This is a genomic window from Streptomyces sp. NBC_00443, assembly GCF_036014175.1.
Lineage (GTDB): Bacteria > Actinomycetota > Actinomycetes > Streptomycetales > Streptomycetaceae > Streptomyces.
The window spans coordinates 2,441,010-2,462,003 of sequence record NZ_CP107917.1 but is presented as its reverse complement, the minus strand read 5'-3'; the positions used below and the strand labels follow the sequence as shown (position 1 = coordinate 2,462,003).

The 20,994-nt window shown below is 66.6% G+C and carries 9 protein-coding genes, 1 tRNA gene and 2 rRNA genes; 11 read left to right on the top strand and 1 reads right to left on the bottom strand.

The genetic code is table 11. The features are described 5' to 3' along the window. The first annotated feature begins 149 nt into the window (after positions 1–149). The 4 genes from OHO27_RS10845 (at position 150) to OHO27_RS10830 (ending at position 4,398) form a co-directional block, all read left to right on the top strand. A 23S ribosomal RNA gene (locus tag OHO27_RS10845) occupies positions 150–3,266 on the top strand. Positions 3,267–3,351: 85 nt separating this feature from the next. Next, a 5S ribosomal RNA gene (rrf, locus tag OHO27_RS10840) occupies positions 3,352–3,468 on the top strand. A gap of 114 nt (positions 3,469–3,582) precedes the next feature. Continuing rightward, a complete protein-coding gene (locus OHO27_RS10835) occupies positions 3,583–4,245 on the top strand; it encodes a DegT/DnrJ/EryC1/StrS family aminotransferase (RefSeq protein ID WP_328430401.1) in 663 nt (220 codons plus the stop codon). Positions 4,246–4,322: 77 nt separating this feature from the next. After that, positions 4,323–4,398, top strand: a tRNA-Thr gene (locus tag OHO27_RS10830). Positions 4,399–4,464: 66 nt separating this feature from the next. Here OHO27_RS10830 and OHO27_RS10825 read toward each other — a convergent pair. Next, positions 4,465–7,215 (bottom strand): SpoIIE family protein phosphatase, encoded by a 2,751-nt coding sequence (locus tag OHO27_RS10825; RefSeq protein ID WP_328422670.1) that lies wholly within the window; start codon positions 7,213–7,215, stop codon positions 4,465–4,467. A 378-nt stretch (positions 7,216–7,593) separates the two neighbouring features. Between OHO27_RS10825 and OHO27_RS10820 the strand changes: the two genes are divergently transcribed. The 7 genes from OHO27_RS10820 to OHO27_RS10790 all read left to right on the top strand — a co-directional run bounded on the left by OHO27_RS10820 (position 7,594) and on the right by OHO27_RS10790 (position 20,898). Beyond that, positions 7,594–13,068: a HAMP domain-containing protein gene (locus tag OHO27_RS10820; protein ID WP_328422668.1), complete on the top strand. Its 5,475-nt coding sequence runs from the start codon at positions 7,594–7,596 to the stop codon at positions 13,066–13,068. Positions 13,069–13,312: 244 nt separating this feature from the next. After that, positions 13,313–13,993 (top strand): response regulator, encoded by a 681-nt coding sequence (locus tag OHO27_RS10815; protein WP_328422666.1) that lies wholly within the window; start codon positions 13,313–13,315, stop codon positions 13,991–13,993. Positions 13,994–14,154: 161 nt separating this feature from the next. Beyond that, entirely contained in the window at positions 14,155–16,896 is a 2,742-nt protein-coding gene (locus tag OHO27_RS10810) for a DNA translocase FtsK (RefSeq protein ID WP_328422664.1), read from the top strand. Positions 16,897–17,173: 277 nt separating this feature from the next. Beyond that, positions 17,174–18,004, top strand: a complete 831-nt coding sequence (locus OHO27_RS10805) for a helix-turn-helix domain-containing protein (RefSeq protein ID WP_328422663.1) — start codon at positions 17,174–17,176, stop codon at positions 18,002–18,004. Between the two features lie 94 nt (positions 18,005–18,098). Continuing rightward, the gene (gene rimO / locus OHO27_RS10800; RefSeq protein ID WP_328422662.1) at positions 18,099–19,577 is read left to right on the top strand and encodes a 30S ribosomal protein S12 methylthiotransferase RimO; all 1,479 of its coding nucleotides are present in this window, start codon (positions 18,099–18,101) and stop codon (positions 19,575–19,577) included. Then, entirely contained in the window at positions 19,574–20,356 is a 783-nt protein-coding gene (gene pgsA, locus OHO27_RS10795; RefSeq protein WP_328422660.1) for a CDP-diacylglycerol--glycerol-3-phosphate 3-phosphatidyltransferase, read from the top strand. The genes rimO and pgsA overlap by 4 nt, the downstream gene beginning before the upstream one ends. Further along, positions 20,353–20,898: a CinA family protein gene (locus OHO27_RS10790; protein ID WP_328422658.1), complete on the top strand. Its 546-nt coding sequence runs from the start codon at positions 20,353–20,355 to the stop codon at positions 20,896–20,898. The genes pgsA and OHO27_RS10790 overlap by 4 nt, the downstream gene beginning before the upstream one ends. Positions 20,899–20,994 lie beyond the last annotated feature (96 nt).

The window sequence follows — 20,994 nt, the reverse complement described above, 5'->3', positions numbered from 1 at the left end:
GCGGGGGTGCCGGGCACGCTGTTGGGTGTCTGAAGTAACGGCCGTGAGGTTGTGCTTCGGTTGCCGGCGCCGGTGAAGCACCACAGTGGTGGTGTGTGACGGTGTACTGGTCGTTGTTTGAGAACTGCACAGTGGACGCGAGCATCTGTGGCCAAGTTTTTAAGGGCGCACGGTGGATGCCTTGGTACCAGGAACCGATGAAGGACGTGGGAGGCCACGATAGTCCCCGGGGAGTCGTCAACCAGGCTTTGATCCGGGGGTTTCCGAATGGGGAAACCCGGCAGTCGTCATGGGCTGTCACCCTTGCCTGAACACATAGGGCAAGTGGAGGGAACGCGGGGAAGTGAAACATCTCAGTACCCGCAGGAAGAGAAAACAACCGTGATTCCGGGAGTAGTGGCGAGCGAAACCGGATGAGGCTAAACCGTATACGTGTGAGACCCGGCAGGGGTTGCGTATGCGGGGTTGTGGGATCTCTCTTTCACAGTCTGCCGGCTGTGAGGCGAGTCAGAAACCGTTGATGTAGGCGAAGGACATGCGAAAGGTCCGGCGTAGAGGGTAAGACCCCCGTAGTCGAAACATCAGCGGCTCGTTTGAGAGACACCCAAGTAGCACGGGGCCCGAGAAATCCCGTGTGAATCTGGCGGGACCACCCGCTAAGCCTAAATATTCCCTGGTGACCGATAGCGGATAGTACCGTGAGGGAATGGTGAAAAGTACCCCGGGAGGGGAGTGAAATAGTACCTGAAACCGTGTGCCTACAAGCCGTGGGAGCGTCGGAATGTGCTTGCACATTCTCGTGACTGCGTGCCTTTTGAAGAATGAGCCTGCGAGTTTGCGGTGTGTTGCGAGGTTAACCCGTGTGGGGAAGCCGTAGCGAAAGCGAGTCCGAATAGGGCGGTTCAGTAGCGCGCTCAAGACCCGAAGCGGAGTGATCTAGCCATGGGCAGGTTGAAGCGGAGGTAAGACTTCGTGGAGGACCGAACCCACCAGGGTTGAAAACCTGGGGGATGACCTGTGGTTAGGGGTGAAAGGCCAATCAAACTCCGTGATAGCTGGTTCTCCCCGAAATGCATTTAGGTGCAGCGTCGTGTGTTTCTTGCCGGAGGTAGAGCACTGGATAGGCGATGGGCCCTACCGGGTTACTGACCTTAGCCAAACTCCGAATGCCGGTAAGTGAGAGCGCGGCAGTGAGACTGTGGGGGATAAGCTCCATGGTCGAGAGGGAAACAGCCCAGAGCATCGACTAAGGCCCCTAAGCGTACGCTAAGTGGGAAAGGATGTGGAGTCGCAGAGACAACCAGGAGGTTGGCTTAGAAGCAGCCACCCTTGAAAGAGTGCGTAATAGCTCACTGGTCTAGTGATTCCGCGCCGACAATGTAGCGGGGCTCAAGCGTACCGCCGAAGTCGTGTCATTGCAGCAATACGCCCAACGGCGGCTGTGATGGGTAGGGGAGCGTCGTGTGCCGGGTGAAGCCGCGCCGGAAGGCAGTGGTGGACGGTTCACGAGTGAGAATGCAGGCATGAGTAGCGATTCACACGTGAGAAACGTGTGCGCCGATTGACTAAGGGTTCCTGGGTCAAGCTGATCTGCCCAGGGTAAGTCGGGACCTAAGGCGAGGCCGACAGGCGTAGTCGATGGATAACCGGTTGATATTCCGGTACCCGCTGTGAAGCGTCAAACATTGAACCAGGCGATGCTAAGTCCGTGAAGCCGCCCTGGAGCCTTCGGGCAAAGGGGAGTGGTGGAGCCGACGGACCAGACCTGTAGTAGGTGAGTGATGGGGTGACGCAGGAAGGTAGTCCAGCCCGGGCGGTGGTTGTCCCGGGGTAAGGGTGTAGGCCGTGCGATAGGTAAATCCGTCGCACATGAGGCTGAGACCTGATGCCGAGCCGATTGTGGTGAAGTGGATGATCCTATGCTGTCGAGAAAAGCCTCTAGCGAGTTTCATGGCGGCCCGTACCCTAAACCGACTCAGGTGGTCAGGTAGAGAATACCGAGGCGTTCGGGTGAACTATGGTTAAGGAACTCGGCAAAATGCCCCCGTAACTTCGGGAGAAGGGGGGCCATCACCGGTGATCCGATTTACTCGGTGAGCTGGGGGTGGCCGCAGAGACCAGCGAGAAGCGACTGTTTACTAAAAACACAGGTCCGTGCGAAGCCGTAAGGCGATGTATACGGACTGACGCCTGCCCGGTGCTGGAACGTTAAGGGGACCGGTTAGTCAGGATTCGTCCTGGCGAAGCTGAGAACTTAAGCGCCAGTAAACGGCGGTGGTAACTATAACCATCCTAAGGTAGCGAAATTCCTTGTCGGGTAAGTTCCGACCTGCACGAATGGCGTAACGACTTCTCGACTGTCTCAACCATAGGCCCGGTGAAATTGCACTACGAGTAAAGATGCTCGTTTCGCGCAGCAGGACGGAAAGACCCCGGGACCTTTACTACAGTTTGATATTGGTGTTCGGTTCGGCTTGTGTAGGATAGGTGGGAGACTGTGAACTCTGGACGCCAGTTCAGGGGAGTCATCGTTGAAATACCACTCTGGTCGTGCTGGATGTCTAACCTGGGTCCGTGATCCGGATCAGGGACAGTGTCTGATGGGTAGTTTAACTGGGGCGGTTGCCTCCTAAAGAGTAACGGAGGCGCCCAAAGGTTCCCTCAGCCTGGTTGGCAATCAGGTGTTGAGTGTAAGTGCACAAGGGAGCTTGACTGTGAGACCGACGGGTCGAGCAGGGACGAAAGTCGGGACTAGTGATCCGGCGGTGGCTTGTGGAAGCGCCGTCGCTCAACGGATAAAAGGTACCCCGGGGATAACAGGCTGATCTTCCCCAAGAGTCCATATCGACGGGATGGTTTGGCACCTCGATGTCGGCTCGTCGCATCCTGGGGCTGGAGTCGGTCCCAAGGGTTGGGCTGTTCGCCCATTAAAGCGGTACGCGAGCTGGGTTTAGAACGTCGTGAGACAGTTCGGTCCCTATCCGCTGCGCGCGCAGGAATATTGAGAAGGGCTGTCCCTAGTACGAGAGGACCGGGACGGACGAACCTCTGGTGTGCCAGTTGTTCTGCCAAGGGCATGGCTGGTTGGCTACGTTCGGGAGGGATAACCGCTGAAAGCATCTAAGCGGGAAGCCTGCTTCGAGATGAGTATTCCCACCCACTTGATGGGGTAAGGCTCCCAGTAGACGACTGGGTTGATAGGCCGGATCTGGAAGCACGGTAACGTGTGGAGGTGACCGGTACTAATAGGCCGAGGGCTTGTCCATAGATGCTCGCGTCCACTGTGTTGGTTCTGAAACCACGAACAGCCCCGTATGGCCACATACGGTGCGGCTGACAGTTTCATAGTGTTTCGGTGGTTATAGCGTGAGGGAAACGCCCGGTTACATTTCGAACCCGGAAGCTAAGCCTTACAGCGCCGATGGTACTGCAGGGGGGACCCTGTGGGAGAGTAGGACGCCGCCGAACTCCTTTTAATAGGGTTGGATCCTGAACTTCGGTTCGGGGTCCAACCCTTTTTTGTTGTGCGTCACCTGAAGTTCACGTTTCGCAACCAACATCCCACACATGGGTACTGCTGCAATGCTCAGGGCCGCAGGCGTCGGAGTCGGTGACGAGGTTGTCGTACCGGCCTTCGGGAACGTCGAAGTCGCCGAGGCCGTGATCCTGGCCGGGGCGCTGCCGGTGTTCGCCGACATAGATCCGGTGACGTACTGCCTGGACGCCGGCGCTGTCGAGGCGGTCGTCACCTCGCGGACGGCGGCTGTCGTCGCCGTACATCGTTTCGGTCGGTGGGCCGACATCGCGCGGCTGCACGAGATCGGACAGCGGCATGAGCTGTTGGTGCTGGAGCAGGGCGAGTCCGAGGCTCCGTACGACGAGATTGCTCAGCGTCGGCAGCGGGCCGCGTACCTGGACGCGAAGTTGAAGGGCGTGCAGACGCCCGATGGTGGTGACGGGCACACCTATCAGCAGTACGTCGTGCGCGTGCCGGGGAACGGGCGGCCGGATCGCGACGCATTCGCTCGGGCGGTGCGGGCCAGGGGAGTTGAGTGCCGGGTGCCGGTGAAGACGCCTGTGCACAGGCTGCCGGAGTTCCGGCGGTGTGTGTCCCTGCCGGAGACCGAGCGGGCCGCTGATGAAACGTTGGCCCTGCCGGTCGACGCGTCTCTGACCAAGAAGGACATGCAGCGGATCGTGTCCGCCTGTAATGCGCTCGGGGGACTTCTCCAGCCCGCGTTCTGAGCGGGTTTGGGAGCACGGGTGTGTTCGGGGTATGATCTATTCCGTTGCCGCGAGGGAAACCTCGTAAATGGCAACAGGCCCCTATAGCTCAGTCGGTAGAGCGTCTCCATGGTAAGGAGAAGGTCAACGGTTCGATTCCGTTTGGGGGCTCCAGACTGAAGGCCCCGCCCAATTGGGCGGGGCCTTTTGCATGTCTTCCCCCGGTGCCGTGCTCGGTCCCTAGTCCTTGTGAAGGCCAGGGACGCGCATGGCCAGGATGGCCATGTCGTCGGACGGGGCGTCCGAGGCGAAGCGTTCGACCGCGCGCATGATGCGGGCCGCCACCGCGCCCGCCGTCAGGCCCGTGCAGGTGGTGAGGACGTCGGTGAGGCCGTCGTCGCCCAGCATGCGGCTGCCTTCGCGGCGTTCGGTGACGCCGTCGGTGACGCACAGGAGGACGTCACCGGGGTCGAGGGTGACCGTCTGCTCGTAGAGCTCCAGGTCGTCCATGACACCGAGGAGCGGCTGCGGTTCGGCTGCCGGCTCGACCGTGCCGTCCTGGCGCAGGCGGAGGGGCAGCGGGTGGCCGGCGCAGACCACCTTCAGCTCGGCGCTGCCGTCCTCCTGGGGCCTCAACTCGCCGTAGAGGAGCGTCAGGAAGCGGCTGCGGGCGCCCTCGTCGAGGATGGCGGAGTTGAGGCGCTCCAGCACCGCCGGGCCGCTGAGGCCCTCACGTGCGAGGAGGCGGAGTGCGTGCCGGGCGAGGCCCGTGACCGCCGCCGCGTTCGGGCCCGTACCGCAGACGTCGCCGATGGCGAAGCCGTAGGCGCCGTCGCTGATGGGGAAGAGGTCGTAGAAGTCGCCGCCGACCTCGTTGCCCTCGCCGGCCGCGCGGTAGATGACCTCGACCTCGACGCCGTCGATCTCGGGCAGCTCCGGCGGCAGGAGGCTGCGCTGGAGGGACTGGCTGATGGCTGTGCGCTCGGAGTAGAGGCGGGCGTTGTCCAGGGCCAGGGCGGCCCTTCGCGAGAGGTCCTCCGCCAACTCCAGGATTTCCTGGCGGAAGTGTTCGTCCGTCGGCTTGCCGAGCGTCAGCATGCCGATGACCCGGTTGCGGGCCACCAGCGGCAGTACGACCGTCTCGCCGCCCACCGCGGACGCCGTGGCCAGGGTGGGGCCGATGCCGATGCCGGCGCTGACCCGGTGCGGAGGCTCGCCGAGACCCAGGCTGCGCATGGAGGTGCGCAGGGCCACCTGGTGGGCCGCCTGGGCCGGGGCCGACCAGACGCGGGCGCCGGGGGTGGGGACGGGGTCGGGAGGGGAGATCTTCGACAACAATGACTTAATGCCGTCGATGAGTTCCTCGTCCTCGTGCAGGACGTACGAGAGGTACGGGTCCGAGGCCTGGTCGGCGATCGTGTAGACCGCGCACCAAGTGGCAAGGGTCGGGACCGTCATCTGGGCCATCAGGGCCAGGGTCTGGTCGCGGTCCAGGGTTCCGGCCAACAGGTCGGAGGCCTCGACGAGGAAGCTGAGCGAGCCCCGGCGCAGGCGTTCCAGTTCGCCCAGGCGGGCCGACTCGACGGCCAGGGCGATGCGGTCGGCCGCGAACTGGAGTCGCAGCGCCTCCTCGTTGGAGTATCTCGCCGGGGCCTCGGCAGCGACGCCGAGGGAGCCGGTGAGGCGGCCCTCGACCTTCAGGGGGACGGTGACGACCGAGCGCATGCCGGTGCCCCGGAGCAGAGGGACGGCGCCGGGGACCATCGTGAGGTCCTCGTGGACCGCCGGCATCCGGGCCGAGCCGTAGCGGCCGGGGCCCGCCTCGACGGGCACGCGCGCGAAGCGCTGGCGGGCGGAGGGCAGGCCGGTGGAGGCGCGGACCTCCAACTCCGTCTCGTCGTCGGTCGCCAGGAGCAGGAAAGCGGAGTCGCCGTCGAGCATGTCCCGGGCGCGTTCCACCGTGCGCTGGAGGAGGCCGTCGAGGTCGTCGGGGGCGGGGGAGCCGATGAACACCTCGAACGGGTCGGTGCTCTGCGACTCGTTCGAGGTGTCGGAGGCCGGGATGCGCAACGGGGTCTGCAGAACAGCCCGTTCGTGATCCCGGACCAGGAGGCAGACCGTTGACGGTTCGCCGCCGCTGTCACGGACGCGGAGGTGGGAGGCGTACACCGGCGTGACGCGCCCGTTGGCGCCCCTTATGCCGTAGCTGCCTTCCCAGCGCGAGAGTTGGAGTGCCTCGGCGATTCCGGTGCTCGTGCCCGGGGTGTGCGGCCAGGCGGCGAGGTCGGTGAGGGGCTTGCCGGTGACCTGCTCCGCCGCATAGCCGAAGAGGTCCTCCGCGTCCTCGTTCCAGGACGAGATGGCGCCCGTACGGTCGATCTGGACCACTGCGACGCGGACGCGGCCGTCGGCGAGGGGGAGGAGGTCGGAAGGCAGGGACGGGCCCGCTGTGCGGGTGCCCACCGGGCGCTCGGGGAGGTCCAGTTGGAACCAGACCTGCTTGTGCGTGGGTGTGTACTCGACGCCCCAGCGGCCGGCCAGGGCCGCGCACAGCTGGAGGCCGCGGCCACCCTCGCGGTCGGGGCTGCCCATGTTGACGGGCGAGCCCTGGAGGGGGATCTCGCGCTCGGGATACCGGTCGGCCACTTCGACGCGTACGCCGTCGTCACTGCGCAGACACAGAACGTCCGCGGACGTACCCGCGTGCACGACGGCGTTCGTCACCAATTCACTGGTGAGGACTACGGCGTCGTCGACGATGTCGGCGAAGCCCCAGCCCTGGAGTGTGTCGCGGACGAAGGAGCGGGCGCTCGCCACCGATCGCCCGACGGGGTCGAAGCTGGCTGCCGCGCGCGCGGTGATCACAGAACTCCTCGTCCGGTTGTCGACGTGCAGGGCCCCGTGGCCGGCGGGCCCGCGCCGCTGGTGCGGCATCTGTGTGCCCGTCGGCCGCTCCGGGGATTGTCCCCCCGGGATCAGTCCGGTGGTCATGTCCGGCTGCCCCTCCGATGCCCGCTCGTTGCTCCTCCTGCCACCGCCCAGGCCGGACGGACCGGCGCGGCTGGACAGCCGCATGCAAGGTTACTTACCTTCGCCGTCCATGCGGATGCCGGTCTGCAGTGTTTCCGTCCGGAGGGTGTGCGGACGATGTGCGAAGCTGCCGAACTGTTATGGCCGGGTTCGGCGAGGGTGAAACACTGGGCAAGCTTCTTGTGAAGGTCCGGGCAGGACGAGTGTCGTTCGCGTATCGCGGGCAGCAGCACGTGGTGTGGCCTGGTATATCCGGCAGGAATACCCAGCAGTAACGGGTACGCCGAACAGTAGAACCCGAGCACAGCAGTAACGGTCGACCCCTGCGGGAGGGACACAGTGGAGTCTGGCGCAGCGACGCGGGGCACTAAGACGCGCGCGAAAGGCGGACAGTCCCTGAGGAACGAGCGCAAAACGCGAGGCGGGACCACTGCGGTGGACACGGCTGCCCTGAACCGGCTGCTGACGGCCCTTGTGTCGATGCGCGACGGGAACTTCCGGAAACGCCTCACGGTGTCCGGGGACGGCGTGATGTCGGAGATCGCGGCCGTCTTCAACGAGGTGGCCGACCGCAACCTTCATCTGACGGGTGAGCTGGCGCGGGTGCGGCGCATGGTCGGCCGCGAGGGCAAACTCACGGAACGGCTGGAGACGGGCGCCTGTGAGGGCTCCTGGGCGGCCGCCGTCGACAATTCCAACGCCCTGGTCGACGACCTCGTACGGCCCGTCTCCGAGGTCGGCCGGGTGCTGTCCGCGGTGGCCGACGGTGATCTGTCGCCGCGGATGGAGCTGCGGACGCAGGCCCAGGACGGCACCGGGCACCCCCTGAGGGGGGAGTTCCTGAAGGTCGGGCGGACTGTAAACAACCTTGTCGATCAGCTGTCGACGTTCACCGACGAGGTCACGCGCGTGGCCAGCGAGGTGGGTACCGAGGGCAAGCTCGGCGGGCAGGCACGCGTGCGTGGCATGTCGGGTTCGTGGAAGGACCTCACGGACTCCGTCAACACCATGGCGTACCGGCTGACGGCCCAGGTGAGGGACATCGCGCTGGTGACCACCGCGGTCGCCAAGGGTGATCTGTCCCGGAAGGTCACGGTTCACGTGGCCGGCGAGATGCTGGAGTTGAAGAACACCGTCAACACGATGGTGGACCAGCTGTCGTCCTTCTCCTCCGAGGTGACGCGAGTCGCCCGTGAGGTGGGCACCGAGGGTGAGCTGGGCGGTCAGGCGCAGGTGCCCGGTGTGGCCGGCGTGTGGAAGGACCTCACCGATTCGGTGAACCTCATGGCCGGCAACCTGACCGCGCAGGTGCGAGGAATCGCCCAGGTGACGACCGCGGTCGCCAATGGTGACCTGTCGCAGAAGGTGACCGTGTCGGCACGCGGCGAGGTCGCGCAGCTCGCGGACACGATCAACCAGATGACCGAGACGCTGCGGATCTTCGCGGACGAGGTCACGCGCGTGGCCAACGAGGTCGGCGCCGAAGGCCGGCTGGGCGGCCAGGCGAACGTGCCGGGCGCGGCGGGCACGTGGAAGGACCTCACGGACTCCGTCAACACCGTGTTCCGGAATCTGACCATTCAGGTGAGGGACATCGCCGCGGTCACCACGGCCGTGGCCAACGGTGACCTGTCGCAGAAGGTCACGGTCGACGTGGCCGGCGAGATGCTCGAGCTGAAGAACACCGTCAACGGCATGGTCGACCAGCTGTCGTCGTTCGGTTCCGAGGTCACGCGTGTCGCGCGTGAGGTCGGTGTGGAGGGTGAGCTCGGCGGTCAGGCGCAGGTGCCTGGGGCCGCGGGGACCTGGAAGGACCTCACGGACTCCGTCAACACTGCGTTCCGCAACCTCACCGGACAGGTGAGGAACATCGCTCAGGTGACCACGGCGGTGGCCAACGGTGACCTGTCGCAGAAGGTCACCGTGGACGTCTCCGGCGAGATGCTCCAGCTGAAGAACACCGTGAACACGATGGTGGACCAGCTGTCGTCGTTCGCCGACCAGGTCACGCGCATGGCCCGGGACGTGGGCACCGAGGGCCGGCTGGGCGGGCAGGCGGTCGTACCGGGTGTGGCCGGTACGTGGAAGGAGCTCACCGACTCCGTCAACGGCATGGCGGGCAACCTGACCGCCCAGGTGCGCAACATCGCCCAGGTGACCACGGCGGTTGCCCGGGGTGACCTGTCCCAGAAGATCGACGTCGACGCGCGCGGCGAGATCCTGGAGCTGAAGAACACCATCAACACGATGGTCGACCAGCTGTCGTCCTTCGCCGACCAGGTGACCCTGGTCGCGCGTGAGGTGGGTACCGAGGGCCGTCTGGGCGGACAGGCGCAGGTGCCCGGCGTCGCCGGTGTGTGGCGTGACCTGACCGACTCCGTGAACGGCATGGCCTCCAACCTGACCGGCCAGGTGCGCAACATCGCCCAGGTCGCCACGGCGGTTGCCCGGGGTGACCTGTCCCAGAAGATCACCGTGGACGCGCGCGGGGAGATCCTGGAGCTGAAGAACACCCTGAACACGATGGTGGACCAGCTGTCGTCGTTCGCCGAAGAGGTCACGCGTGTGGCCCGTGAGGTGGGCACGGAGGGCATCCTCGGCGGACAGGCCGAGGTACAGGGTGTCTCCGGCACCTGGAAGGACCTCACGCAGTCCGTGAACTTCATGGCGAACAACCTGACGATCCAGGTGCGCAACATCGCCGAGGTCACGACGGCGGTGGCCAAGGGTGACCTGTCGAAGAAGATCACCGTCGATGCGAAGGGCGAGATCCTCGAGCTCGTCACCACCGTGAACACGATGGTGGACCAGTTGTCGTCCTTCGCCGAGCAGGTGACCCGAGTGGCCCGTGAGGTGGGCACGGACGGCATCCTCGGTGGCCAGGCGCACGTGCCGGGCGCCACAGGCATCTGGAAGGACCTCAGCAACAACGTCAACCTGATGGCCAACAACCTGACCGTCCAGGTGCGGAACATCTCCCAGGTCGCGGCGGCGGTCGCCAACGGCGATCTGACGCGGACGGTGACCATCGAGGCGCGCGGCGAGGTCGCGCAGCTCGCGGACACCTTCAACACCATGGTGAAGACGCTGAGTTCGTTCGCGGACCAGGTCACCAAGGTGGCCCGCGAGGTGGGCACGGACGGCATCCTCGGCGGTCAGGCGCACGTGCCGGGTGTGGCCGGTACGTGGAAGGACCTCACCGAGTCCGTGAACCAGATGGCGTCCAACCTGACCGGTCAGGTGCGCAACATCGCCATGGTCACGACCGCCATCGCCAAGGGTGACCTGACCAAGAAGATCGACATTGACGCCCGAGGCGAGATCCTCGAACTCAAGACGACGATCAACACGATGGTCGACCAGCTGTCGTCCTTCGCGGAGGAGGTCACCCGGGTCGCCCGCGAGGTGGGTACCGAAGGACAGCTCGGCGGCCAGGCACGCGTGCGTGACGTCGACGGCACCTGGCGGGACCTCACCGAGTCCGTGAACGAAATGGCGGGAAACCTTACTCGGCAGGTGCGTGCCATCGCGCGCGTGGCGACCGCGGTGACCCGCGGTGACCTGAACCTGAAGATCGACGTCGACGCGTCCGGCGAGATCCAGGAACTCCAGGACTACATCAACAAGATGATCGCCAACCTGCGCGACACCACGATCGCCAACAAGGAGCAGGACTGGCTCAAGGGCAACCTCGCCCGGATCTCGGCACTCATGCAGGGCCGCCGTGATCTGGCGGACGTCGCCTCGCTGATCATGAGCGAGCTGACGCCGGTGGTGACCGCACAGCACGGCGCGTTCTTCGTCGCCATGCCGCTGCTCGACGGCAAGGACCTGGCGGCCGAGAACGACGACCAGTACGAGCTGCGGATGCTCGGGTCGTACGGCTACTCGATGGGTTCCATGCCGACGTCCTTCCGGCCGGGTGAGGCGCTCATCGGGACGGCGGCAGAGGAGAAGCGCACGATCCTGGTGGAGAACGCGCCCAGCGGCTATCTGAAGATCTCCTCCGGGCTCGGTGAGGCGCCGCCCGCGCAGGTGATCGTCCTTCCGGTGCTGTTCGAGGGCAAGGTGCTCGGCGTGATCGAGCTGGCTTCCTTCACGCCGTTCACGCAGATCCAGAAGGACTTCCTCAACCAGATCGCCGAGATGATCGCGACCAGCGTCAACACCATCTCCGTCAACACCAAGACCGAGGTGCTGCTGAAGCAGTCGCAGGAGCTGACCGAGCAGCTCCGTGAGCGGTCGGAAGAGCTGGAGAACCGGCAGAAGGCCCTCCAGGCGTCCAACGCCGAACTGGAGGAGAAGGCCGAGCTGCTGGCCCAGCAGAACCGCGACATCGAGGTGAAGAACACCGAGATCGAGGAGGCGCGGCAGGTCCTGGAGGAGCGCGCCGAGCAGCTCGCGGTCTCCATGCGCTACAAGAGCGAGTTCCTCGCCAACATGTCGCACGAGCTGCGTACGCCCCTCAACTCGCTGCTGATCCTGGCAAAGCTGCTCGCCGACAACGCGGAGGGCAACCTCTCGCCCAAGCAGGTCGAGTTCGCCGAGACCATCCACGGCGCCGGCTCCGACCTGCTCCAGCTGATCAACGACATCCTGGACCTGTCGAAGGTCGAGGCGGGCAAGATGGACGTCTCTCCGACGCGTATCGCGCTCGTGCAGCTCGTCGACTACGTGGAGGCCACCTTCCGGCCGCTGACCGCGGAGAAGGGCCTGGACCTGTCCGTACGGGTCTCGCCGGAGCTGCCCGCCACCCTGCACACCGACGAACAGCGGCTGCTGCAGGTGCTGCGCAACCTGCTGTCCAACGCGGTGAAGTTCACCGACTCCGGGTCGGTCGAGCTGGTCATCCGGCCCGCCGGGATGGACGTGCCGCAGAGGATCCGGGAGCAACTGCTGGAGACCGGCTCGCTGACCGAGGCGAACGCCCCGCTGATCGCGTTCTCCGTGACCGACACCGGCATCGGGATCGCGGCCAGCAAGATGCGGGTGATCTTCGAGGCGTTCAAGCAGGCGGACGGCACGACCAGCCGCAAGTACGGCGGTACGGGGCTGGGGCTGTCGATCTCGCGGGAGATCGCGCAGTTGCTCGGCGGTGAGATTTATGCGCAGAGCGAGCCGGGCCGCGGCTCGACGTTCACGCTGTATTTGCCGCTGCATCCGAGCGAACTTCCCCCGCACGGCTACCAGCAGCAGTTGCCGTCCCTCGACGCGGGCGATCTGGTGGCCTCGGCCGCCGAGCTGGCGGAGCTGGCCGAGGTGGAGATCGAGACGCCGGCTGAGGTGCGGTCGTACCGGGAGACGCAGAACGGCGCCGCCGCGCTCTTCAGGCGCCGCCGCAGGGCCGCCAGCGAGCTGGAACAGCGGCCGGCGCAGCAGGAGCAGTGGTCGGCGCCTGAGCAGGCCAGGGCGCCGCAGTCCCTCCGGGGCATCCGCTTCGGTGGCGAGAAGGTGCTGATCGTGGACGACGACATCCGCAACGTCTTCGCGCTGACCAGTGTCCTGGAGCAGCACGGCCTGTCCGTGCTGTACGCGGAGAACGGCCGCGAGGGCATCGAGGTCCTGGAACAGCACGACGACGTGGCGGTCGTCCTGATGGACATCATGATGCCCGAGATGGACGGATACGCGACGACCACGGCGATCCGTCGGATGCCGCAGTTCGCCGGACTCCCGATCATCGCGCTGACCGCCAAGGCGATGAAGGGTGACCGGGAGAAGGCGATCGAGTCGGGCGCTTCCGACTACGTGACGAAGCCGGTCGATCCCGATCATCTGTTGGCGGTGATGGATCAGTGGATGACCGAGCAGTGACGGCAGCTGACAGTGTTCACGCGGAGTTGCTGACTCAGTGTGCTCGAAGCCGTGTAGAAGTGCGGGATTCGGGGAACCTTCTGGTCTCCCGCTACGTTTCTGCTACGTGCACAGTGACATCGCGGTGACAGGGTGTGGCGACAGGCGGGGTGCGGCTACCATGACCGGCACGAGGGCGGGCGGCGTAACGGAGTCGTCCCCTGGGGCGGAGCCCGGTGCACTGCCGGGGCGAGGAGGGCGGGCCATGGTGCAGAAGGCCAAGATCCTCCTGGTCGATGACCGGCCGGAGAATCTGCTGGCGCTGGAGGCGATCCTCTCTGCGCTCGATCAGACCCTGGTGCGGGCATCGTCCGGGGAGGAAGCGCTCAAAGCACTGCTGACGGACGACTTCGCGGTCATTCTGCTGGACGTCCAGATGCCGGGAATGGACGGTTTCGAAACCGCGGCGCACATCAAGCGGCGAGAACGGACCCGCGATATTCCGATCATCTTCCTCACCGCGATCAACCACGGCCCGCACCACACCTTCCGCGGCTACGCGGCGGGTGCGGTGGACTACATCTCCAAGCCGTTCGACCCGTGGGTGCTGCGGGCGAAGGTCTCGGTGTTCGTCGAGCTGTACATGAAGAACTGCCAGCTGCGTGAGCAGGCGGCGCTGCTGCGGCTCCAGTTGGAGGGCGGCGGCAAGGCCTCGGGTGCCGACTCCAAGGAGCCGGCGGGGCTGCTGGCCGAGCTGTCGGCGCGGCTGGCCGCAGTCGAGGAGCAGGCCGAGGCGCTGTCCAAGCAGCTTGACGACGACTCGGCCGATGCGGCCGCGGTGGCCACGGCGGCTCATCTCGAACGCAAACTCACCGGGTTGCGGCGGGCGCTCGACGCGCTGGAGCCGGGCACCGGCAGCGCGTCGTCGGTTCCCTCGCAGAACTGACGCCGTGGTGGCGCGTGTTGACGCGCGCACGTATCAGGGCCGTCCGGCGCGTGACCGGCCCGTGAACCGGCGTCAGTTCACCGCCCCCACAAGGGCGACACGAACGGGTGAAGCAGTGGGCACACGTGTCCGCTGTCTCCTCCACCGGTAACCTCACACCCATGGCCTCACGTCCCTCCGCAGCCAAGAAGCCGCCCGCAAAGAAGGCGGCCTCTTCGGCGAAGGCACCGGCGAAGAAGGCCGCCGCCAAGAAAGCCCCCGCGAAGAAGGCGCCGGCCAAGAGGACCGCGGCGAAGAAAGCCGCGCCCGCGCCGAAGCCGGCGCCCAACCCCACCGGGGGCATCTACCGCCTCGTACGCGCCGTATGGCTCGGGCTCGCTCACGCGGTCGGCGCGGTCTTCCGCGGCATAGGGCAGGGCGCGAAGAACCTCGACCCCGCCCATCGCAAGGACGGCATCGCGCTGTTGCTCCTCGGGCTCGCGCTGATCGTCGCCGCGGGTACCTGGTCCAATCTGCGCGGTCCTGTCGGCGACCTCGTCGAGATCATCGTGACCGGCGCCTTCGGCCGGCTCGACCTGCTCGTGCCGATACTGCTCGCCGTCGTCGCCGTACGGTTCATCCGGCACCCCGAGCAGCCCGAGGCCAACGGCCGTATCGTCATCGGCCTGTCCGCGCTCGTCATCGGCGTGCTCGGCCAGGTCCACGTCGCCGTCGGCTCGCCCGCGCGCAGCGACGGCATGCAGGCCATAAGGGACGCCGGCGGGCTGATCGGCTGGGGCGCGGCGACTCCGCTGACGTACGCCATGGGCGAGGTCCTCGCCGTACCGCTGCTCGTGCTGCTCACGATCTTCGGTCTGCTGGTCGTCACGGCCACCCCGGTCAACGCCATCCCGCAGCGGCTGCGGCTGCTCGGGGTGAAGCTCGGGATCCTGCCCGACCCCGAAGAGGACGACGAGTACACCGACGACGACGATCGCTACGACGACCAGTGGCGCGAGTCGCTGCCTGCGGCGCGGAGTCGCAAACGCCGTCCGGCCCCCGAGGCGTACGACCCCGAGAGCGCCGAGCAGGAGGCTCTCACGCGGCGTCGCGGCCGTCCGAGGCGCTCGGCGGTGCCGCAGCCCGAGATGCAACGCCCCATGGACGCTGTGGACGTCGCTGCGGCCGCCGCAGCCGCGCTCGACGGCGCCGTCCTGCACGGGATGCCGCCCTCGCCGATCGTCGCCGACCTCACCCAGGGCGTGAGCGTGGGCGACCGCGCGGAGACCACTCCGGTGCCGACGCCGGTCCCGGCCGCGCGGCCCAAGCAGGAGAAGCTCCCCAAGTCCGAGCCGGCGAACCTCGCCAAGGCCGAGGTCCCGGACCTCACCAGGGCCGCGCCCGAGCAGATGCGCGACCTGCCCGCGCGCGCCGAACAGCTCCAGCTGTCCGGTGACATCACGTACTCGCTCCCGTCGCTCGACCTCCTCGAGCGCGGCGGCCCCGGAAAGTCGCGCAGCGCTGCCAACGACGCCATCGTCGAGTCGCTCACCACCGTCTTCACCGAGTTCAAGGTCGACGCCCGCGTCACCGGCTTCACGCGCGGGCCGACGGTCACGCGCTACGAGGTCGAGCTCGGGCCGGCCGTGAAGGTCGAGCGGATCACCGCGCTGACGAAGAACATCGCGTACGCGGTCGCCAGCCCGGACGTGCGGATCATCAGCCCGATCCCCGGCAAGTCCGCGGTCGGCATCGAGATCCCCAACACCGACCGCGAGATGGTCAATCTCGGTGACGTGCTGCGCCTCGCGGCCGCCGCCGAGGACGACCACCCGATGCTGGTCGCGCTCGGCAAGGACGTCGAGGGCGGCTACGTGATGGCCAACATCGCGAAGATGCCGCATGTGCTGGTTGCCGGTGCGACCGGTTCCGGTAAGTCGTCCTGCATTAACTGCTTGATCACTTCGGTGATGATGCGGGCGACGCCGGAGGACGTCCGCATGGTCCTGGTCGACCCCAAGCGCGTCGAGCTGACCGCCTACGAGGGCATCCCGCACCTGATCACGCCGATCATCACCAACCCGAAGCGGGCCGCCGAGGCGCTCCAGTGGGTCGTACGGGAGATGGACCTTCGGTACGACGACCTGGCAGCGTACGGCTACCGGCACATCGACGACTTCAACGAAGCCGTTCGCAACGGCAAGGTGAAGTCGCCGGAGGGCAGTGAGCGCGAGCTTCAGCCGTACCCGTACCTGCTGGTCATCGTGGACGAGCTTGCCGACCTGATGATGGTCGCGCCGCGCGACGTCGAGGACGCGATCGTGCGTATCACGCAGCTCGCGCGCGCGGCCGGCATCCACCTGGTGCTCGCCACGCAGCGGCCGTCCGTCGACGTCGTCACCGGTCTCATCAAGGCGAACGTCCCCTCACGGCTCGCGTTCGCCACCTCCTCGCTCGCGGACTCGCGCGTCATCCTCGACCAGCCCGGCGCCGAGAAGCTGATCGGCAAGGGCGACGGGCTGTTCCTGCCGATGGGCGCCAACAAGCCCACGCGTATGCAGGGCGCGTTCGTGACCGAGGAGGAGGTCGCGGTCGTCGTCCAGCACTGCAAGGACCAGATGGCGCCGGTCTTCCGGGACGACGTCGTCGTAGGGACGAAGCAGAAGAAGGAGATCGACGAGGACATCGGGGACGACCTCGATCTGCTGTGCCAGGCGGCCGAGCTGGTGGTCTCCACGCAGTTCGGTTCGACGTCGATGCTCCAGCGCAAGCTGCGGGTCGGGTTCGCCAAGGCGGGGCGGCTGATGGACCTCATGGAGTCCCGCAACATCGTCGGACCGAGCGAGGGCTCCAAGGCTCGTGACGTTCTTGTGAAACCTGATGAGCTGGACGGAGTGCTCGCGCTGATCCGCGGGGAGGCTTAAAAGAGTCCGGGGCGGAAAAGCGACACAGTGATGGCCCCCGACGGGTGGGTGATGAGTCGATGTCCGATCGTGACTCACCCGTAAGGGATCATTGAGCAACCGTTCCCCTTCGGCGTACGTCAAGTTGAGGGAAGCGCGACAATCTCGTACCCCCACCATCGGCGTGTCCGGCCATTCCGATGGCGTACAAAGTCCTACCGCCCGGTTGCCCCACCCTTTCGTACCCCCTAGACTGAACCTGCAGCACAGGTGGCTTAAACGCTCGAAAGGCGCCCCCGTGTCCATCGGCAACTCCCCTGAAGACGAGCGTCCGTTCGAAGACGTGTCCGAGGAAGCCCGCCCCTCGATCGGCCGTGCCCTCCAGCAGGCCCGTATCGATGCCGGGCTGACTGTCGACGACGTCACCAATGCCACCCGGGTCCGGATCGCCATCGTGCATGCCATCGAGGCGGACGACTTCGCCGCCTGCGGCGGTGACGTGTACGCCCGTGGACACATCCGGACCCTGGCGAAAGCCGTCCACCTCGATCCTGCCCCGCTCCTCGCCCAGTACGACGACTCGCACGGCGGACGACCGGCGCCGACCCCGGCCGCCCCTCTGTTCGAGGCGGAGCGCATCCGTCCCGAGCGGCGCGGGCCCAACTGGACCGCGGCCATGGTCGCCGCGATCGTCGCCGTGATCGGGTTCGTCGGGTTCACCGCGTTCAAGGGCGAGGACGAGGGTGGCAAGTCGGCGGTCGCCGAGGGCGGCTCGACGCCGACGGCCGAGAAGACCACGCCCACGCCGAAGACCGACAAGCCCAAGGACCCGAAGCCGTCGGACAGCGCCATCGCCGCCGTCCCCCAGGACAAGGTGACCGTCCAGGTCAGCGCCGCCGACGGAAGGAGCTGGGTCGCCATCAAGGACCACAACGGCCGGCTCCTCTTCGACGGCCTCCTCAAGCAGGGCGACTCCAAGACCTTCCAGGACAGCGAGAAGATCAACCTCGTTCTCGGTGACGCCGGCGCGATCGACCTCTACGTCAACGGCAAGAAGATCGAGGACGACTGGCAGCCGGGCGCCGTGGAGCGCCTCACGTACACGAAGGGCGACCCGCAGGCCGGATAAGTCTGGCTCAAGGGTTTGGTTGTGGACGGGGTTGGCCAAGATCGGCCAACCCCGTCGACGTGGGCTGTCAGTGAGACAAAGTAGTCTTGAGCCCATGCCTGAACGCCGTACCGTCGCACTCGTCACTCTTGGCTGCGCCCGTAACGAGGTGGACTCGGAGGAGCTCGCAGGCCGCTTGGAGGCGGACGGCTGGCACCTCGTGGAGGACGCCGGGGACGCGGATGTCGCCGTCGTCAACACCTGTGGCTTCGTCGACGCCGCCAAGAAGGACTCCGTCGACGCCCTCCTGGAGGCCAACGACCTCAAGGGGCATGGGAGAACCCAGGCCGTCGTGGCGGTGGGCTGTATGGCCGAGCGGTACGGCAAGGAGCTCGCGGAGGCCCTCCCCGAGGCCGACGGCGTGCTCGGCTTCGATGACTACTCCGATATCTCGGACCGCCTGCAGACCATCCTGAACGGCGGCATCCACGCCTCGCACACCCCGCGCGACCGGCGCAAGCTGCTGCCGATCAGCCCGGCCGAGCGGCAGGAGTCCGCGGCCGAGGTCGCGCTGCCCGGGCACGCGCCCGTCGACCTCCCGGACGGGCTCGCTCCGGCCTCCGGTCCCCGCGCGCCCCTGCGCCGACGCCTCGACGGCGCCCCGGTCGCCTCGGTGAAGCTCGCCTCCGGCTGCGACCGGCGCTGCTCCTTCTGCGCCATCCCGTCCTTCCGTGGCTCCTTCATCTCGCGCCGACCCAGCGACGTGCTGAACGAGACGCGGTGGCTGGCCGAACAGGGTGTGAAGGAGATCATGCTGGTCTCCGAGAACAACACCTCGTACGGCAAGGACCTGGGCGACATCCGTCTGCTGGAGTCCCTCCTGCCGGAGCTCGCCGAGGTCGATGGCATCGAGCGTGTCCGCGTCAGCTACCTCCAGCCGGCCGAGATGCGGCCCGGCCTCATCGACGTGCTGACCTCGACGCCGAAGATCGCCCCGTACTTCGACCTGTCCTTCCAGCACTCCGCGCCCGACGTGCTGCGCTCGATGCGCCGCTTCGGGGACACCGACCGCTTCCTGGAGTTGCTCGACACCATCCGCGGCAAGGCACCGCAGGCCGGCGTGCGCTCCAATTTCATCGTCGGCTTCCCCGGCGAGAGCGAGTCCGACCTCGCCGAGCTGGAGCGGTTCCTGAACGGCGCGCGGCTGGACGCCATCGGCGTCTTCGGCTACTCCGACGAGGACGGCACGGAGGCCGCGACCTACGAGAACAAGCTCGACGAGGACGTCGTCGCCGAGCGGTTGGCACGTGTCTCCCGGCTCGCGGAGGAGCTCGTCTCGCAGCGGGCCGAGGAGCGCCTCGGGGAGACGCTGCAGGTGCTCGTCGAGTCGGTGGACTCCGAGGACGCGGACGGCGCGTACGGCCGTGCGGCCCACCAGGCACCGGAGACGGACGGCCAGGTGCTGCTCACGAGCGGCGAGGGACTGAGCATCGGTCGTATGGTCGAGGCGAAGGTGGTCGGTACGGAAGGTGTCGACCTGGTGGCCGAGCCGCTGCAGGGCACGCTCGCGTGTAGTGAGGAGGCTGGCAGATGACCGGAGTCCCGGCGTCCGCCGCGGGGGGCGCCTCCCAGGCGGGTGCGGCAGGCAGAGCGAGTGCGGTGGGTTCGTCCAAGGCCGGTGGCTCGAAGGCGGCCGGCGGCTCGAAGACGGGCGGCGCCGAAGCGGGTGTCCCCGGCGGTACGAAGCCCGCGCGCGGCGGGAAGATCGCGGCCGCGGCCGTCAATCAGGCAAGCGTCTGGAACGTCGCCAACCTCCTGACCATGCTCCGGCTGGTGCTGGTGCCCGCGTTCGTGGCACTGATGCTGGCCGACGGCGGATACGACCCGGCGTGGCGCTCGCTGGCCTGGGCGGCCTTCGCCATCGCCATGATCACCGACCTCTTCGACGGTCATCTGGCGCGGGCGTACGACCTCGTCACCGACTTCGGGAAGATCGCCGACCCCATCGCCGACAAGGCGATCATGGGGGCGGCGCTGATCTGTCTGTCCGCGCTGGGCGATCTGCCGTGGTGGGTGACCGGCGTCATCCTCGGCCGGGAACTCGGGATCACGCTGCTTCGTTTCATCGTCATCCGGTACGGCGTGATCCCGGCGAGCCGCGGCGGCAAGCTGAAGACCCTCACGCAGGGCGTGGCCGTCGGGATGTACATCCTGGCGCTGACGGGATGGCTGGCCACCCTGCGGTGGTGGGTGATGGCCGCGGCGGTCGTGCTGACCGTGGTGACCGGGCTCGACTATGTGAGACAAGCCATTGTGCTGCGCAGGCAAGGAATCGCAGAGCGCAAAGCCGCGTTGGAGGAGACGGAAGCGTGAGTTCCCCGGCCGCCGACGTGGTGCGACTACTCGCAGTGAACGGTGAGACGCTCGCTGTCGCCGAGTCGCTGACCGGCGGACTGGTTGCGGCGGAAATCACAGCCGCCCCCGGGGCATCCAAGGCCTTCCGGGGATCGGTGACCGCCTACGCCACCGAGCTGAAGCATGAGCTGCTCGGCGTCGACGCCTCCTTGCTGGCACAGCACGGAGCCGTGAATCCGCAGGTCGCGGCCCAAATGGCGGCAGGTGTGCGGAAGGCGCTGGGAGCCGACTGGGGCATCGCCACGACTGGCGTAGCGGGGCCCGAGAAGCAGGACGGACAGCCCGTGGGGACCGTCTTCGTGGCCGTGGACGGACCTGCCGGCCACGGTTCCGGTTCCGCCGGTGGCGGAAAAGTGGAGGCCCTGCGGTTGAACGGCGACCGCGCGGAAATTCGTATGGAGAGTGTACGGAGCGTACTCGCGCTCCTCCTGAAGGAGCTTGCGAGCGAACACAGTGGGAATGAGCGGGCACAGGATACGGAACAGAACGGGGGGTTTTGATGTTTGCAGCCCTGAGTGAACACGACATCGCTCCCCGCACGGCCGCGGCGCAAGGCGGTACGGTGGGGCGTGAAGGATGCGGCTACGCGGTCCGAG

Coding starts and splice junctions, on each gene's coding strand:
- OHO27_RS10810 (WP_328422664.1), top strand. CDS start 14,155: ATGGCCTCACGTCCCTCCGCAGCCAAGAAGCCGCCCGCAAAGAAGGCG.
- pgsA (WP_328422660.1), top strand. CDS start 19,574: ATGACCGGAGTCCCGGCGTCCGCCGCGGGGGGCGCCTCCCAGGCGGGT.
- OHO27_RS10825 (WP_328422670.1), bottom strand. CDS start 7,215: ATGACCACCGGACTGATCCCGGGGGGACAATCCCCGGAGCGGCCGACG.
- OHO27_RS10835 (WP_328430401.1), top strand. CDS start 3,583: ATGCTCAGGGCCGCAGGCGTCGGAGTCGGTGACGAGGTTGTCGTACCG.
- rimO (WP_328422662.1), top strand. CDS start 18,099: ATGCCTGAACGCCGTACCGTCGCACTCGTCACTCTTGGCTGCGCCCGT.
- OHO27_RS10815 (WP_328422666.1), top strand. CDS start 13,313: ATGGTGCAGAAGGCCAAGATCCTCCTGGTCGATGACCGGCCGGAGAAT.